Annotated in this window: 16 protein-coding genes; 5 read left to right on the plus strand and 11 right to left on the minus strand. The window is 38.3% G+C overall.

The genetic code is table 11. The features are described from left to right. Positions 1 to 25: 25 nt before the first annotated feature. Entirely contained in the window at positions 26 to 856 is an 831-nt protein-coding gene (speE, locus tag HWV59_RS00470) for a spermidine synthase (protein ID WP_102230481.1), read from the minus strand. A gap of 215 nt (positions 857 to 1071) precedes the next feature. On the opposite strand from speE, the gene HWV59_RS00475 reads away from it, so the two are divergent. Next, positions 1072 to 3138, plus strand: coding sequence for a transglycosylase domain-containing protein (locus tag HWV59_RS00475; RefSeq protein WP_102230482.1), 2067 nt, complete (start codon positions 1072 to 1074; stop codon positions 3136 to 3138). Positions 3139 to 3442: 304 nt separating this feature from the next. Here the strand turns inward: HWV59_RS00475 and HWV59_RS00480 are convergent, their stop codons facing one another. The 5 genes from HWV59_RS00480 to HWV59_RS00500 form a co-directional block, all read right to left on the minus strand. Next, positions 3443 to 3952, minus strand: coding sequence for a YwhD family protein (locus HWV59_RS00480; RefSeq protein WP_102230483.1), 510 nt, complete (start codon positions 3950 to 3952; stop codon positions 3443 to 3445). A 27-nt stretch (positions 3953 to 3979) separates the two neighbouring features. Then, positions 3980 to 4645 carry a site-2 protease family protein gene (locus HWV59_RS00485; protein WP_102230484.1) on the minus strand — a complete coding sequence of 222 codons (666 nt, stop codon included), beginning with the start codon at positions 4643 to 4645 and terminating at the stop codon, positions 3980 to 3982. 112 nt (positions 4646 to 4757) lie between these two features. Further along, entirely contained in the window at positions 4758 to 5279 is a 522-nt protein-coding gene (locus HWV59_RS00490; RefSeq protein ID WP_175637820.1) for a YwgA family protein, read from the minus strand. A 48-nt stretch (positions 5280 to 5327) separates the two neighbouring features. Further along, complete coding sequence (locus HWV59_RS00495; protein WP_102230486.1) at positions 5328 to 6626, minus strand: HD domain-containing protein; 1299 nt, start codon at positions 6624 to 6626, stop codon at positions 5328 to 5330. Between the two features lie 592 nt (positions 6627 to 7218). After that, complete coding sequence (locus tag HWV59_RS00500) at positions 7219 to 7443, minus strand: DUF1450 domain-containing protein (protein WP_102230487.1); 225 nt, start codon at positions 7441 to 7443, stop codon at positions 7219 to 7221. A 339-nt stretch (positions 7444 to 7782) separates the two neighbouring features. On the opposite strand from HWV59_RS00500, the gene HWV59_RS00505 reads away from it, so the two are divergent. Beyond that, complete coding sequence (locus HWV59_RS00505) at positions 7783 to 8568, plus strand: RsfA family transcriptional regulator (RefSeq protein WP_175637821.1); 786 nt, start codon at positions 7783 to 7785, stop codon at positions 8566 to 8568. A gap of 109 nt (positions 8569 to 8677) precedes the next feature. Further along, positions 8678 to 9499: an EcsC family protein gene (locus tag HWV59_RS00510; RefSeq protein WP_175637822.1), complete on the plus strand. Its 822-nt coding sequence runs from the start codon at positions 8678 to 8680 to the stop codon at positions 9497 to 9499. Between the two features lie 4 nt (positions 9500 to 9503). Here the strand turns inward: HWV59_RS00510 and HWV59_RS00515 are convergent, their stop codons facing one another. The 3 genes from HWV59_RS00515 to pta all read right to left on the minus strand — a co-directional run bounded on the left by HWV59_RS00515 (position 9504) and on the right by pta (position 13390). After that, positions 9504 to 10355: a lipoate--protein ligase family protein gene (locus HWV59_RS00515; RefSeq protein WP_175637823.1), complete on the minus strand. Its 852-nt coding sequence runs from the start codon at positions 10353 to 10355 to the stop codon at positions 9504 to 9506. 212 nt (positions 10356 to 10567) lie between these two features. After that, positions 10568 to 11977, minus strand: a complete 1410-nt coding sequence (locus HWV59_RS00520; protein ID WP_175639950.1) for an NAD-dependent succinate-semialdehyde dehydrogenase — start codon at positions 11975 to 11977, stop codon at positions 10568 to 10570. Between the two features lie 444 nt (positions 11978 to 12421). Then, a complete protein-coding gene (pta, locus tag HWV59_RS00525) occupies positions 12422 to 13390 on the minus strand; it encodes a phosphate acetyltransferase (RefSeq protein WP_102230492.1) in 969 nt (322 codons plus the stop codon). A 387-nt stretch (positions 13391 to 13777) separates the two neighbouring features. Between pta and hemQ the strand changes: the two genes are divergently transcribed. Further along, entirely contained in the window at positions 13778 to 14530 is a 753-nt protein-coding gene (gene hemQ, locus HWV59_RS00530) for a hydrogen peroxide-dependent heme synthase (RefSeq protein WP_102230493.1), read from the plus strand. Positions 14531 to 14564: 34 nt separating this feature from the next. Here the strand turns inward: hemQ and HWV59_RS00535 are convergent, their stop codons facing one another. Beyond that, entirely contained in the window at positions 14565 to 15053 is a 489-nt protein-coding gene (locus tag HWV59_RS00535) for a GNAT family N-acetyltransferase (protein WP_175637824.1), read from the minus strand. Between the two features lie 228 nt (positions 15054 to 15281). Between HWV59_RS00535 and gerQ the strand changes: the two genes are divergently transcribed. Next, entirely contained in the window at positions 15282 to 15719 is a 438-nt protein-coding gene (gene gerQ, locus HWV59_RS00540; protein WP_407941604.1) for a spore coat protein GerQ, read from the plus strand. Positions 15720 to 15776: 57 nt separating this feature from the next. Here gerQ and HWV59_RS00545 read toward each other — a convergent pair whose 3' ends face one another. Continuing rightward, on the minus strand, positions 15777 to 16148 hold the full coding sequence (locus tag HWV59_RS00545; RefSeq protein WP_102230495.1) for a DUF423 domain-containing protein: 372 nt from the start codon (positions 16146 to 16148) through the stop codon (positions 15777 to 15779). Between the last annotated feature and the right edge of the window lie 92 nt (positions 16149 to 16240).

Here is a 16240-nt window from a genome sequence, read left to right on the forward strand (position 1 = left end):
GCCTCTCTCACTTTTCTTTTTCTATTTACTTAATTAAATCACTTACAAACTTAGGTAAAACAAAGCAAGCTTTGTGTAATTCTTTTGTGTAGTATTTTGTTTCAATTTCATGGAAGCGATCTTCACTTACCTCTAGTGGGTCGTGTTTTTTCGAACCGATTGTGAATGTCCACAGTCCACTTGGATATGTTGGAATGTTCGCTGTGTATAGACGTGTGATTGGGAAAATTTCCTTAACGTCACGTTGAACATTCGTAATTAATTCCGGTGTGAACCAAGGGTTGTCCGTTTGAGCTACGAAAACACCGTCTTCTTTTAATGCTTTCGAGATACCAGCATAGAAGCCTTTCGTAAATAGGTTTACTGCAGGTCCCATTGGTTCTGTAGAATCAACCATGATTACATCATATTCATTTTCACTTTCTGCGATATGCATGAAGCCGTCGCCTACTTTTACTTCTACACGAGGATCATCAAGCTTACCAGCGATTTCCGGAAGAAACTTTTTAGAGTACTCGATTACTTTTCCATCGATATCAACAAGTGTCGCTTTTTTCACTTGTGGGTGTTTTAACACTTCACGGATAACACCACCGTCTCCACCACCAACAACTAGCACATTCTCAGGGTTTGGGTGAGTAAACAAAGGAACATGTGCCACCATTTCATGATAAACAAACTCGTCCTTCTGTGAAGTCATTACCATACCATCAAGAAACAACATGTTTCCGAACTCTTCTGTCTCCACCATTTCTAAATATTGAAAATCAGTTTGCTCTGTATGTAACGTTTGTTTAACTTTTAACGTAATTCCAAAATTCTTCGTTTGCTTCTCTGTATACCATAACTCACTCATGTTAACCATCCTTTCTATTTGGGACGAGGGGACAGGTTCTGTGTCCCAAAAAATGGGACACAGAACCTGTCCCCCTGTCCCTTCAAACTATACATGAATCTAGCAGAAAATGAGAAAAAAAGCTATGACTTTTTTTCAAAATGTTTAAAATTCCGATAAAAGGCTCATAATGGCTAACAGTATGTCTTTAATGATGAATATAGGAGGTGAGCTTCATGGATGTGATGACACCGAGACGGTTGCGAATTACACTTAAGACAGTACGCGCACTTATTTTTATTAGTTTGTTAGGTTTAGTCCTTTTTTCAACGGTCATTTTAAGCATTGTGTTGTATGCAAAATGGCTTGGTCCTCCTTCTTTATCAGTTCCACAATCAACTCTTATTTATGCAAATGATGGATCAAAAATAGGAGAGTTACATAATGGTCAAAAACGGTATTGGGTAGACATTCATCATATATCTCCACATCTCCTTGAAGCTACCATTTCAATAGAGGATCGAAGCTTTTATCAACACCATGGCTTTGATTATAAGCGAATAGCTGGTGCAGCTTTAGCAGACTTAAAAGCGATGGCAAAAGTTCAGGGTGCCAGTACCATTACTCAGCAATACGCTCGAAATTTATTTTTAGAGCATGATAAAACATGGCAGCGAAAAGCGAATGAGGCTTTATATACGATTCGATTAGAGCAAAATTTCAGTAAGGATCGGATTTTAGAAGGTTATTTAAATACCATTTACTATGGACATGGAGTTTACGGAATTGAAGCCGCGGCTAATTATTACTTCGGAAAAAGCTCAAACGACTTAAATTTGGCAGAAGCTGCGATGCTTGCCGGCATTCCAAAGGGACCAACCCTCTACTCCCCTTACGCAAATAGGGAAAAAGCAGAGGAAAGACAAGAAATCATTCTAAAAATGATGAAAAATGAAGGATATATTACGGAAAAGCAATTCCAATCAGCATTAGCAACAGAGCTTGTTTATAAAAAGAAAACGGATACCGTTCAGCCAAGATTAGCACCATACTTCCAGGATGCTATGCTTAGTGAGATAGCTGACAAGTTAGACATAGACGTACAAGCAATCCAAACAAAAGGTTTGAAAATTTATACAACTTTAGATACCGACATGCAAAAGCTCGCTGAAGAGACAATGAAGGATACAATCGACGAATCGTCTGACATACAAACAGGTGTTGTAGCAATGGATCCAAAGACCGGTTATGTGAGAGCATTGGTTGGTGGACGAAATTATGATGACAGTCCCTTCAACCGTGCTACACAAGCCAAAAGGCAGCCAGGTTCGACGATTAAGCCGTTCCTTTACTACTCTGCTATTATGAACGGTTTTACACCATCTACCGAAATGAAAAGTGAACCAACTTCGTTTCCTTATGATGATGGAAAAGCTTCTTATAAGCCGAGTAATTACAACGACTATTATGCGAACGACTTTATCTCGATGCTACAGGCCATTGCTTTGTCTGATAATATTTACGCTGTGAAAACCCATATGTTTATCGGGATGGAAGAGCTCATCAAAACCGGGAAACTTCTTGGACTTAGCACAGGCATTAAGAAAAATCCGTCTGCTGCATTAGGTACTTCACCTGTTCGTTTGATTGACATGGTTAATGCTTACGGAATACTTGGGAATGGCGGAAAAAAAGTTGAACCTACCTTTGTAACAAAAGTGGAAGATACAGCAGGAAATGTCATTTTTGAGTCAAAAAAACCAAAAGAGCAAGTATTGAATGAACAAGCAGCCTTCGTCACGACACACATGATGAAGGGAATGTTCGATACAACATTAAATGATTATACATCTGTCACAGGTCATAGCATTGCTGACTCCCTTACACGAGACTATGCAGGCAAATCAGGAACAACCTCATCAGATAGCTGGATGATTGGATTAGCTCCACAACTCGTAGTTGGCGTATGGACTGGTTATGACAAAGGAAAGACCATTAACCTTGTTCAAGAACGCGGCTATGCAAAGGAAATTTGGTCAACCTTTATGGAAGAAGCTCTTGACGATCAATCTGTGAAAGCTTTTCGCCCACCAGATGGCGTTGTTGGAGTGTATATTAACCCCGCCAGTGGAAAACTCGCCACTAAGGATTGCCCAACAAAGCGTCTCACGTATTTTATTGAAGGCACTGAGCCGACTGAGTATTGTGAAGAACATATGAGTGATGGTGATACTCAAGAAGGAGAACAGCCTGACCAGAAGGAAAAGGAAAGCTGGCTAGATAAGTTTAAATGGTGGGATTAAAGATGAGAGTCAGAAACGGGATATGTCGATTTTTGTCGAAAATTGACAAATAGTAGATAAACTTTCAGAATCGAAGATAAATCACCAATAATCGTAGATAAATCTCCAGAATCGAAGATAAATACTAAAAAATCGCAGATAAATTTTTCAAATCAAGACAAAAAACCCCGAGCACCTGCTATGCTCGGGGTTTTTTGCGTCCTAGTTTTATAAACTGTATATTCAGTCTACTAATTTTCATGAAAAACCACAAGATTTTACCAACTTGTTCACAAATATGTCACACTTTCGACATATTTGCGATTTATATCTTTAAATCATCTTTTAACTTTTGCTCAGAAAGCTCCCACATTTCCTTATTGTGATGCTTAAGGAAATTAGTTAAGATCTTCTTTGAACGATCATCCATATGATCAACAATAATATGGCGCTTCATTGATTTATCCATGCGATTCACATGCTCCGGCAGTGATTTGTAGCCTCTTCTAATTGAGCGGTCTACTGTCAGCTCACAAGCTGTTACTCCTGCATAGTAAGGACCTTCTGCTCTGCGGTCAATTGTGACCCAAACTAACCAATATGGTTTTCCGTTTGGAACCTCTTCTTTTGTTTTTAAAAATTTAATTCCTTTTTCTACGACACTTCTAGCATGCATAGCCCCGATATCAACGAAAGCCTCACCTTCTTCGATATCAATAAAAACCGGGGACACATTATCTAAACTAAGTGCACCCACACCGAAACCGCCGTGACCGTCTGTTGGATCACTTTTTATGATATTAAATCCAATGCTTTTTTTCTTTTTTTCTTCCATCTAAAGGACCTCCTTATGTTCAAGACATCATACTAATGGGCTCAGAATGAAATGGAAAATATCCATTACAATTGCCCGCCCAATTTCAAAAATAGGTTGTATTGTGTACGCATCAAGTGGTGTGATGACTAAAACTAAGAAAATAATAATTCCATAACTCTCAAACTGAACCAGCTTCGGTCTAATATGCGCCGGAACCAGGTCTTCAATAATCCGATATCCATCCAATGGCGGAAATGGAAGTAAGTTAAAAATAAACAAAATGACATTAAGTGAAACAAAGATATTAAAAAATTGCTCAAGACCTGTTACATAGATTGACGGGATGTATGAGACCGCATTTGTTGTTAATAGTATATACCAAATTGCTGTTCCTAAGAAGGCAAGGATAAAGTTACTTAAAGGTCCTGCAATAGAAACTAATACTCCAGCTAAACGCGGTCGTTTGAAATGGAAACGATTCACAGGAACCGGTCTTGCCCACCCAAATCCTGCAATAAAAATTAAAATGGTTCCAATTGGATCTAAATGTGCCAATGGTGATAAAGTTAATCTACCTTGTCTTTTAGCAGTAGGATCACCAAACTTATAAGCTACATAGGCATGTGCAAACTCGTGTAAGGTAAAAGCAATGATTAACGTAATCACCACATATGGAATCATTTCTAACGGAAAGGCTAAAAAATTCATCACAGACTCCTCTATTATAATGACATTTCACTATATGTACTCACATTTCAGCTTACCATGATTAGGGGGTGAATTTCGACTAATGGGTACTAATAAAAGCGAAAAAACCGCAAGATTAATGCTTAGCGGTTTCGTTTTGAGCGATTTGTTTAATTTTTTCGATGTAAGAATAGGCATCAGCAATTTCTTCTTCTGTATATCGTTGTTTACTTTTCAACGTAAATACCTTGTCTTTAACCTCTTCTTTATTCAGTCCGTCAAAATATAATACGGTTGAAACTAACTCTAAAAATCTCGAGCTTTGTTCATTCAAGTCCAGCATGCAGTTCTTCAGTGGAGGCATGTCCACATCGTAGTGGCCAAGGAATTCATTTCCTGCTTCTGTTAAAGAGTAACGATACTGAAAATATCCGCCTTTCTTTTCGTGGACCTCATCAATAAACCCTAAGTTACAAAGCTCCTCAATACGTAATGTCAGCTCCTCAGAGTATGGTCCAAAAAAGTGAAAATTGTATTTTTCATAAAAAGGCAAATCAATTTTCTTTGCGATATAAACCATTTTTTGCAATTTTTTCCGGCCAATGATTTCCCCCGCTGATGAAATAGCCTTCATCAGCTTCGCATGTTCTTTCATCAATTCCCCGTCATCTCCTAACTTCTTTCTTTGTTATATCGATAAGTACCGTTATTTTTTTATATTTAATAATTCAAGGATTTTCTTTTTTGCCGCACGTTTTGTTGATAAATCCTCAATTAAGTCCAATGGAAAATACAATTTATGATCTGTTCTTCTTTTTCCGGATATGGCATCTACAATTTCTGATTCTCGGGACAACTCACGTATATCTCCACTCGACATTAGTAGATGAATCGGTAATCTCTCTTCTTCCTCGCCAGGACGGTAAAAGTCATATGGAAGATCTGAGGAAGAGTCGACAACAAGATAATACTCCGGGTCAATTCCTGCCTTTTTAAATAATGTTGTTAATTCCATCAGTGTCTTCATTTGCACATTTGGGTTAAATTCTACATATTTAAACAGTTGCCTGTTCATAAAACGAACACAAAGGTCACGCAAGATGGGATCTTCTTCTTCCTGCCACGCCTGAAAATAAAACATGATAACAGACTCATCTAATTTTAAATAGTCTTGAAGAGTCAGCTCTTCTTCAAATAAGGAATAAAAATGAACAGGATCCTGCTTGAAGGCATAAAACTCTTGGTGCAGCTGTTTCGCACGATGGAGAATTTTTGTTAAAATCACTTCTGCACTTCGTGTGACCGGGTGGAAATATACCTGCCAATACATTTGATAGCGGCTCATAATATAGTCCTCAACCGCATGCATACCGCTGCTTTTTATCACAACCTGATCTTCTCTTGGCCTCATCACTCTTAATATTCGTTCCATATCAAAATGTCCATAGCTAACACCTGTAAAATAGGCATCACGCTGCAGATAATCCATTCGATCGGCATCAATCTGGCTAGATATTAAACTTACAACCTGTTTATTTTCATAGGTTTTGGCAATAACCTCTGCTACCTTCTTCGGGAAATCCTCTTCCACAGATGTTAGTACCTCATTAACCTCTGTATCTCCCAAAATGATTGCTTGCGTAAAATCCTCATGATCAAGATGGAATACTTTTTCAAAAGAATGTGAGAATGGACCATGACCCAAATCATGCAACAACGCTGCACAAAGGCATAAAAGTCTCTCCTCGTCATCCCATTCAGGTCTGCCCTTAAACACATCATCCACAATTCTGCGGACAATTTCATACACTCCTAATGAGTGGTTAAACCTGCTGTGCTCCGCACCATGAAATGTTAAATACGTTGTTCCCAACTGACGTATTCTTCTTAATCGTTGGAATTCTTTCGTACCAATAAGATCCCAAATGATTTTATCTCGTACATGTATATATCGGTGAACGGGATCTTTGAAAACCTTTTCCTCAGACAACTTTCCGTTTTTCATTGTCTTCCACTTCCGTTCTACTTAGTAACTTTACTCACTACTACCATTATATCGACTTCCAATCGACAATAACACCCAAAATCTGCAAAATCATTCGACACTAAGAAAAGCGGAAGCGCCCGTTCAGCCCCGACAAGCATAAGACGCAAATGAATAGAAGACGTTTTTTGTCTTCAATTCATTTGTGGCTTATGACCTCGAGGGGCTGGGCGCTGTAGCTAGACACCAAAACTAATTACTATCAAACTTGATCAAACCCGACAGGCATAAGACGCTCAGGAATAGAAGGCGTTCTTTGCCTTCAATTCCTATTTGACTTATGACCTCGAGCCGATGGCGCCTGGAGCTAGACACCAACACTATTTACTATCAAACCTGTTCAGACCCGACAAAGTAAGACGATTTAGAATAGATTCCTATTTGTCTTATGACCTCGAGAGAGTCAAAGACGCGACGTCCTGTCGCATTGACTGCACTTGCACGTCCTGTGCTTCGGGTCTAGGCGCTGGAGCTAGACACCACACTAATTACTATCAAACCCGTTCTACCTCAAAATAAAACATCACCCATGCATTCAAACACAAAGGTGATGTTATTTTGATAACTTCTGAACGATTTTTTCAATTAGTTCATCTTCTGTCGGCGCTGACAGTGGACGATTGTTTACAAAAGCGAATGATTTTTTTCTTCCCGGGCCACAATAAGATTGGCAGGCAATATCTATCTTAGCTTCTGAATCTACTGATTTTAACTTAGGTACAAGTGTTTTTATATTTGTTGCTTGGCAATCATCACAAATACGAAATTCATTTGCCATTGATTCTCATATCCTTTCTTTCAATAGGACGTGCTACCGTTTTTTCACTAAGTGGTATTTTACCGTTATTCGCATCCTTATGCAAGAGAGGCTATGCAATGGACAAAAATTTTTCACTTCCTTCAAAGGATTGATTTACCAGTATTCTTAGTAGTTTTTTAGAAAAACACACCTTATCACCGAATCCTTATGGAGAAAACCTTAGTTTTTCTTATCCTATCAATAACTTTTCAGAAAAAAATCTACTATCCTCTTAACAAACTTGAATAAAACACCTTCAACTTGTCCATGCTTACTAACAGTTACGTGAATAATCTATTTATATAGGGAGTTGGAAAAATGAAACAAAGACAAGACGCATGGTCTGAAGAGAATGATTTATTACTAGCTGAAACCGTTTTACGACATGTGAGAGAAGGCAGTACTCAATTAAATGCATTTGAAGAAGTCGGAGATAAATTGAATCGTACTTCTGCTGCTTGTGGGTTCCGTTGGAATGCCGTTGTTCGCCATGATTATGAGAAGGCTTTATCACTTGCGAAAAAACAGCGTAAACAGCGAATGAGAGCATTAGGAAAAGGACAACCTGTAAAGAAGCAGCTTCTTTATACACCTGATACTCCTTCTATGGAAATGGAAGATTTTGATCAACAAGAGGAGCAAACAATATTAGCAAGCTTAGAGAGTCATATGGCTGAGGTCATGCCAGCTGATGAAGATGTTAAAACACCATTTGGCAACCAAACAGCTGCTGCACCTGCATCGCAACCAAAAGAAATACCACAAACACAACAGCCTGCAAGTATATATAACAGATTAACAATGGATTCTGTTATTGCATTCTTGCAGTCTTATAAAACAAACAATCTACAATCAGAAGCATTACTAAGTGAAAATAGACGCTTGAAGAAGGAAAACCAAGATCTGTCTTCCCAAAATGAAGAGCTTATGAAAAAGGTTGAAAAACTAGAACAAGATACTGTAACCGTTCAAGAAGACTATGAAACATTAATGAAAATCATGAACCGCGCCCGTAAGCTTGTCCTATTTGACGAAGAAGACCGCACAGTACCAACAACATTTAAAATGGACCGTAATGGAAACTTGGAAAAAATGGCCGAGTAATAACCAGGAAGGTGTGCCTAATTAGGTACATCTTTTCATTTTTTTGAAACTATTAAAGGATCCCCTACGTATTAACTATAACATTACATTTTAAAAGGTTGGTCAGATCATGGAAAACAAAGATTGGTTAGTAGCTGAGCTAAAAACAATTGAAAAATGGGAACAGGATCAAAAAGGGATATGGTTTTGGGAACGAATTGGACGACTTCCATTTAAGCTATTAGATAAAATTACACCATCATTTATTCAGAAAAAGATAGGGGTCCTCTTAGATGAGCTTGGACAATTCGTTCAGTCGGGCGGACAATATTTAACACAAGAAAAAATGGTCTTAAAAAAGCTTCAAAAGCATTCAAATCAACAAGAGCTTACTATACAGGATATCGCGTCTCTCCCTTTATCAACTATGGACGAAGTAAGTGGAAATTTAAAAACAAATCGAGGTAATCTAGCAACCATTCAAGGAGCTACTACAGGTGTTGGAGGGATTTTCACCCTTGCCATTGATATCCCAGTCATATTAGGTCTCTCTCTGAAAACACTGCAGGAAATTGCTATTACCTACGGCTATGACCCAAAGAATAAAGAAGAGCGTATTTTCATTGTAAAATGCCTGCAATTTTCTTCTGCTGATATTGTTGGAAAGCAGGCAATATTAAATGAGCTATCTTCGTTTTACCAAAGAAAAGAAGCAACAAAAACCGAGATGATTTCACAGCTTCAAGGTTGGCGCGAAGTCGTTTTCACATACCGAGATCAATTCGGCTGGAAAAAGCTTTTGCAAATGGTTCCAATTGCAGGGATATTATTTGGTGCTATTACAAATCGCTCAATGATCAATGATTTATCAGAAGTGGGCATTATGTTGTATCGAAAAAGAAGAATTCTGGAGAAACTTAATCAAACAGAAAAAGAGCTAGCCGAATCATAACAGGCTAGCTCTTTTTTGAAAATACCTTTTCATTGCGATCAATCATTCGAATCAAATTTTGCTGAAATACTTCCTGTTCTTCAACTGTTAGAGAGGAAGCAATCAGTTCCTGACTATGTTCTTTTAAAGTGAAAAGCAGCTGATATAAGAGCTTTTCAACTGTGAGTTCAACTCCAAGCAAATCACTAAGAGAGGACATCGTTTCCGGTTTTATTGTTGGAAAGATGAATTTCGTTTGTTCATTTTTAAGAGAGATTTCGTAAAATTGACGAATGAGATCTGCCCGATCTTCTCCACTTCCTGTTACACAAAGATAGATTTGAACTGCAACTCCGCCACGAAGTCTCCTTTGTGAGATACCGGCAAATTTCTTTCCATTTATACTTAAATCATAGCTGCCCGGGCAATAAGAGCCAACGATTTCTCTTGCTTCAATAGTTGCTCCATAGTCTTTTAGCATATGCTTGATGAGTTCAAGCATTGCGTCATACCCGCGGTCTATATCAATTCCCTTTTCAGACTCAGGGAAAATGAGGGAAATGTTTAGAACATCCTTATCCAACACAACCGCTAGCCCGCCGGAATTTCGAACAATCACTTGGTAACCTTGATCATGAAGAAATTGGAGTCCATCTTCTAAGAATGGTAGTTTTGTATCCTGTATCCCTAAAACAATCGTTTGATGATGAACCCATGTTCGAGCCGTCGCTGGAGATTCATTTTTCCCCACACTTGCACATAAAGTATCATCTATGGCAAAAGAATGCTTTGCATCAAACTGTGGCCCCAAACTTGATTGATCGATAACTCTCCATTTCGGCTGGTTGATTAATGAAGAAGGCTGTAATTGGTTCATGCTGTTTACTCCCTTAACTTTTTCTATTCTCTATTATATCACTATCAGCCTACCAGCATAAAGAAAACTCGCCGATTGGCGAGCCTGTAAAGGCGAAGCGTGATGCGTAGTTGCACTTATACTTTGTACTTCAAATTGGCCACTACGTCGATTAAACATCCTCGCTGCCAATTTATACTTTCTTAATGTATAAACCTATTAAACAGAACCTCTTAAAGCCCCAACGAAATATATTTCACTTCTAAAAATTCTTCAATTCCATAATGACCGCCCTCACGTCCAAGTCCACTTTGTTTAAAACCGCCGAATGGGGCTTGTGCAACAGCAGGTAATCCATCATTTAATCCAACAATTCCATATTCAAGCTCCTCTACAATTCGGATACCTTTGGAAATATTTTGTGTAAACACATATGCTGCTAAGCCATAAGGAGATTGATTTGCCCGTTTGACTGCTTCCTCAATCGTTTCAAAAGTTGTAACAGGTGCAACAGGGCCGAATGTTTCTTCTGTCATACACAACATATCATCAGTAGCCTCACCAACAATAACAGGTGTCATAAAATAACCCTTCTCATCATTAAATGATTGACCTAAATAAGTAATATCTCCACCTTTATTTGACGCATCCTCCAGCTGGTTCTTCACTTTATTTAATGCGTTACGGTCAATTAATGGCCCGATCGTCGTTTGATCATGGAAACCATCACCAACGTAAAGCTTTTGGAAGGCATCTTTAAGCTTGTTCATGAAAGGCTCATAGATTGATTGGTGAACATAGACTCTGTTCGTACATACACATGTTTGACCGGCATTTCGGAATTTAGAGCTTATGACACCTTCAACAGCCTGATCGAGATCAGCATCTTCTAATACAATTAGCGGGGCATGACCGCCCAGTTCTAAGGAGATTTTCTTAACCGTTTCAGCGGCTCCTCTCATTAAGAGTTTTCCAACCTCTGTTGAACCAGTAAAGGAGATTTTTCTGACGCGTTCATCTTTTAGCCAAACTTCACCAATTTGCTGTGCATCTCCGATAACTAGATTGAGCACACCCTTTGGAATTCCTGCCTCATGTGCAAGTTCAACGAGTCGAATTGCTGTTAATGGCGTTTGTTCTGCAGGTTTTATGACAGCTGTACAGCCAGCCGCTAACGCAGGAGCTACTTTTCTTGTAATCATCGCAGCAGGGAAATTCCATGGCGTAATGGCTGCCATAACACCTACCGGCTGCTTCGTCACAAACAATCTTTTATTCGGATGAGAGCTCGGTATGCTCTCACCATATATACGTTTACCTTCTTCTGCATACCATTCAATAAAACTATTAGCATATTGAACCTCTCCAAGTGCTTCCTTAAGAGGCTTTCCTTGTTCTTTTGTCATGATGTTTGCGATTTCTTCTTTATGCTGATCAATTAATTGATGCCACTTTTTTAAGTAGTTTGCACGCTCACCGGCAATAAGCTTTGACCAGCTTGAAAATGCGTCATATGCAGCCTCAACGGCCATTGCTGCTTCTTTTTTTCCGCCATAGGCACTTTTGGCAATAACTTCGTTTGTCGCAGGGTTTTCCACATCAATCGTTGTTTCTGTTTGATGCCATTGGCCGTTAATGTACATTGGTTTTGTTTCCATGCTTTCACCTCATGTCTTTTTATGTATCTCTTAGATACTATTCTATATGTTGTTTTGACCTTCCTCTTATTAATTATTAAATTACCTCTTGGAATTGGTAGGTAAACACTTTCCGCCATAGAAATGGGGTATTCTAGTAAAATATGTTGGATTTAAATTTGTCCGTTTCATTGCGCTGCAGTCACTCCATGCGCCGGGGAGGAAGCCGAGCCTCCTCAGCTTTGCTTGCGGGGTCTCGCCCTTTCCTCACTTCCCGCAGGAGTCGAGTGACTTCCGCGCCATTTCACTATAGAGTTAAAATAGAATTATAAGTAACAATCCTTGTGAAATAACCTTTTAAAAAAATTTTAATCCATTAGGAAAGTTAAACATTTTTAGATACAAAAAGAACTGACTAACTCAGCCAGTTCCATTTTAACCATTATAAAATTATGCCTGCGCAGCTGTAATCAATGCTAATTTATAAACATCTTCTGCATTACATCCGCGTGATAGGTCATTTACCGGTTTGTTTAATCCTTGTAGGATTGGTCCAACAGCTTCAAAGTTACCTAAGCGTTGAGCAATTTTGTAGCCGATGTTTCCAGCTTCAAGGCTTGGGAAAACAAATACGTTTGCGTCACCTTTGATAACTGAATCTGGAGCTTTTTTCTCTGCAACAGATGGTACGAAGGCAGCGTCGAATTGGAATTCACCGTCTAGAACTACGCTTGAATCTAATTCTTTTGCGATTTCCACTGCATTTGCCACTTTCTCTGTTTCAGGAGATTTTGCAGAACCCTTTGTTGAGAAACTTAGCATCGCAACACGTGGATCAATGTCAAACATACGAGCTGTTTGCGCACTTGCAAGCGCAATTTCGGCAAGATCTTGGCTATCTGGTGCAATGTTGATCGCACAATCAGCGAATACATACTTCTCTTCACCACGAACCATGATGAATACACCTGAAGTCTTTTTAATGCCTTCTTTTGTTTTAATGATTTGAAGAGCCGGGCGAACAGTATCAGCAGTAGAATGTGCAGCACCACTTACAAGTCCATGAGCTTTCCCAAGGTGTACAAGCATTGTTCCGAAGTAGTTTTCGTCTAGTAGGATTTTGCGTGCATCCTCTTCCGTTGCTTTTCCTTTTCGTCTTTCAACAAATGCAGCAACAAGCTCGTCCATTTCAGGGTAGTTTTGCGGATCATAGATGTCTACACCGTCTAATGTTAAATTTAGTTCAGTTGCTTTGTTTGTAATTTCCTGTTGACTTCCAATTAAGATCGGTTGAAGAATGCCTTCACCTGATAAACGGTTTACAGCTGTTAGAATACGTTCATCTAATCCTTCCGGAAAAACAATTTTAATTTGTTGACCGCTCACTTTTTCTTTTAACGTTGCAAATAAATCTGACACAAAAAAACCTCCTTGATTATGTTAGAAAAACTTGGCTTATCGCCAAATGGCGAAAGCCTTAGTTTTTCTTATACTTTAATCCTTTAATATAATTAATCTTTCTTAAAGTATAAAAAAATGCTTCCTCATCTAGGATACTCCACTTATTTCTGTTTTCAAACTGTTCTATTACGCTATAACGCTTACATACCCAATTTCTTTAATTTCAAAAAACTCTAACTTTTTTTTACTTTAATTTTTTATCCTTTTTCAGTTTCTCACAGATTTGTTTTTTTACTCTCTTAGGTCATGAATGAAGTTCAAGTTTTATTCACATGGGTTATCGGACAAACTATGATATAGTAAAAGTGTGTACATAACGATTAACATGTTTAGGAGTGAATATAAATGAGTGAAGCAGCACAAACATTAGATGGTTGGTATTGTCTGCATGATTTCCGTTCCATTGACTGGTCTTCTTGGAAACTTTTATCAAGTGATGAGAGACAAGCAGCGGTTCATGAATTTTTAGGCTTACTTGAAAAATGGACTGTCACGGAGAATGCTGAACAGGGTAGTCATGCGCTGTATTCAATTGTTGGTCAAAAAGCAGATTTCATGATGATGATCTTGCGTCCGACAATGGAAGAGCTTAATGAAATCGAGCTTGAATTTAATAAAACAAAGCTGGCTGAGTTTACGATCCCAACATATTCATATGTATCTGTTGTTGAGCTTAGCAACTACCTGGCTGGTGAAAGCAACGAGGATCCTTATCAAAACCCACATGTTCGCGCCAGACTTTATCCAAAGCTTCCACAATCTAAATACTCCTGCTTCTATCCAATGGACAAGCGTCGCCAAGGCAATGATAACTGGTACATGCTTACAATGGAAGAGCGTCGTAATATGATGAGAAGTCATGGTCTAATTGGTCGTTCTTATGCTGGAAAAGTTAAACAAATCATTACAGGCTCTGTCGGTTTTGACGATTATGAGTGGGGAGTTACCCTATTCTCTGATGATGTTCTTCAGTTTAAAAAGCTTGTGTATGAAATGAGATTTGATGAAGTAAGTGCTAGATATGGAGAGTTTGGTTCTTTCTTTGTTGGAAACCTTCTCGATTCATCAAAGCTTCAAAACTTCTTTGAAATTAACTAATAAATCAACCACAAACAGACTCAAAATGTGTATGTCATTCTGGGTCTGTTTTTTCTTTAATCACCTTTTCATAACAGTCTACTTTCTTTCCCTCTTTATATGGCTTTGTTTCATACCGTCTATAGCCTTGCGACTCCCAAAATACTTTCGCCGAACGATTCTCTGTTAGTACCGCTAAACGAACAATTTGCATTCCGGCTTTTCTTGCTTCATGTTCAAAAAGAGCATAGGCATTTTTACCATATCCTTTTCCTTGATGATTATGATGAATCATAAGCAATCCAAGCCATGGATAGCGATCCCTAGGGTTCTCAGGTAAATAATCAAGAACACCAACATATTCATTGTTTATCTTGACTAAAAAGCTTTTCGTCATTGGATTTAGAAATTCTTCTTCCATTTCTCTTAAAGTGCGTTCTTCTCGTCCGTTTTCAAGCATATTATATCTTTTATTAGAATTAACAATTTCTCTCGCTACTTGAAGGGTTTCTTTTGAGATTTCTTCTAAGGAAACATAAGACATGTTTCTTCTCCTTTATTTATTTTTTTATGGATAAGTCATAAGTTGTTTTTCTTATACATACGTATGAATGAGCAAAGATTGATTAAGGAAATGTCTTTGTCACATGGCATCATCTTGCTTCTTTTCTATTACTGGTATTTCTCAAACAGTCCTGATGTTTTATGAATATTTGAAGGAGGGGTCATTTTGGCAATGAATCAAACCCAACAGCAACCTTTTGGATTTCCAATGCAAGGCATGCAACAAGGAGTAGGCTACCAACAACCTTATCCTACATATGCCTATCCTAGTCAATATGGACAATATGGACAATATGGTCAAAATGGTGTTCAACCACCACAAATTTTACCGCAGCAACAACAGCAAGGAGTGGCACAAAACATTCCTGGTATGCTCCCGTTGGAACAGTCTTATGTTGAAAATATTTTGCGCTTAAATCGAGGTAAAGTGGCGACTGTTTATATGACATTTGAAGGCAATCGTGAATGGAATGCGAAAATTTTCAAAGGTGTGGTTGAAGCAGCAGGAAGAGATCATCTAATCTTAAGCGACCCTCAAACAGGTATGCGTTATTTATTATTAATGGTGTATTTAGATTATGTAACATTTGATGAAGAGCTTAATTATGATCCACAATTTGCACTTGCTACTGCCCCACCGAGGTAATGGTAACAGCTTAAAAGCCGATCCTCTCAGATCGGCTTTTAGACTTATGTATATCTATTATAAATAACGAATGGCTGCATACCCAATCAATAGCCAGCCACCTAAAAACGCTAAGCCGCCAAGTGGAGTAATGGCACCTAAAATACTAATTTGTGTCACACTAAGCACATAGAGACTTCCTGAGAATAAAACAATACCTGCTAAGAATAACCATCCTGCTGTTGTGACTGCGCCAATATTAGTAAACTTATCAACTAAAAAAGCAACGATAAAAAGGCCTCCGGCATGAAACATTTGATATTGCACACCTGTTTGCCATGTTTTTAAGTATTTTTCAGGAATCTTTCCTTCTAATCCATGGGCACCAAAAGCTCCTAGCGCTACTGCTAAAAACCCATTAATTACACCTAGAATAAGAAAAAGCTTCATCAGAACACACCTCCCCCTTCATCTTACCCTACTATCATATAATTTCAACTTTAAATCTTGACTAAATAATGGAGTTTTTATCAAAATGAAAA

The sequence above is a fragment of the Metabacillus schmidteae genome (genome assembly GCF_903166545.1).
Taxonomy (GTDB): Bacteria; Bacillota; Bacilli; order Bacillales; family Bacillaceae; genus Metabacillus; species Metabacillus schmidteae.

What these genes read in the sequence shown, in the direction of transcription:
- HWV59_RS00475 (WP_102230482.1), top strand. Translation starts at nt 1,072, where the DNA reads ATGGATGTGATGACACCGAGACGGTTGCGAATTACACTTAAGACAGTA.
- HWV59_RS00480 (WP_102230483.1), bottom strand. Translation starts at nt 3,952, where the DNA reads ATGGAAGAAAAAAAGAAAAAAAGCATTGGATTTAATATCATAAAAAGT.
- HWV59_RS00520 (WP_175639950.1), bottom strand. Translation starts at nt 11,977, where the DNA reads ATGTACATTAACGGCCAATGGCATCAAACAGAAACAACGATTGATGTG.
- HWV59_RS00545 (WP_102230495.1), bottom strand. Translation starts at nt 16,148, where the DNA reads ATGAAGCTTTTTCTTATTCTAGGTGTAATTAATGGGTTTTTAGCAGTA.
- gerQ (WP_407941604.1), top strand. Translation starts at nt 15,282, where the DNA reads ATGCAAGGCATGCAACAAGGAGTAGGCTACCAACAACCTTATCCTACA.
- HWV59_RS00535 (WP_175637824.1), bottom strand. Translation starts at nt 15,053, where the DNA reads ATGTCTTATGTTTCCTTAGAAGAAATCTCAAAAGAAACCCTTCAAGTA.
- HWV59_RS00515 (WP_175637823.1), bottom strand. Translation starts at nt 10,355, where the DNA reads ATGAACCAATTACAGCCTTCTTCATTAATCAACCAGCCGAAATGGAGA.
- HWV59_RS00495 (WP_102230486.1), bottom strand. Translation starts at nt 6,626, where the DNA reads ATGAAAAACGGAAAGTTGTCTGAGGAAAAGGTTTTCAAAGATCCCGTT.
- HWV59_RS00510 (WP_175637822.1), top strand. Translation starts at nt 8,678, where the DNA reads ATGGAAAACAAAGATTGGTTAGTAGCTGAGCTAAAAACAATTGAAAAA.
- HWV59_RS00505 (WP_175637821.1), top strand. Translation starts at nt 7,783, where the DNA reads ATGAAACAAAGACAAGACGCATGGTCTGAAGAGAATGATTTATTACTA.
- speE (WP_102230481.1), bottom strand. Translation starts at nt 856, where the DNA reads ATGAGTGAGTTATGGTATACAGAGAAGCAAACGAAGAATTTTGGAATT.
- hemQ (WP_102230493.1), top strand. Translation starts at nt 13,778, where the DNA reads ATGAGTGAAGCAGCACAAACATTAGATGGTTGGTATTGTCTGCATGAT.
- HWV59_RS00500 (WP_102230487.1), bottom strand. Translation starts at nt 7,443, where the DNA reads ATGGCAAATGAATTTCGTATTTGTGATGATTGCCAAGCAACAAATATA.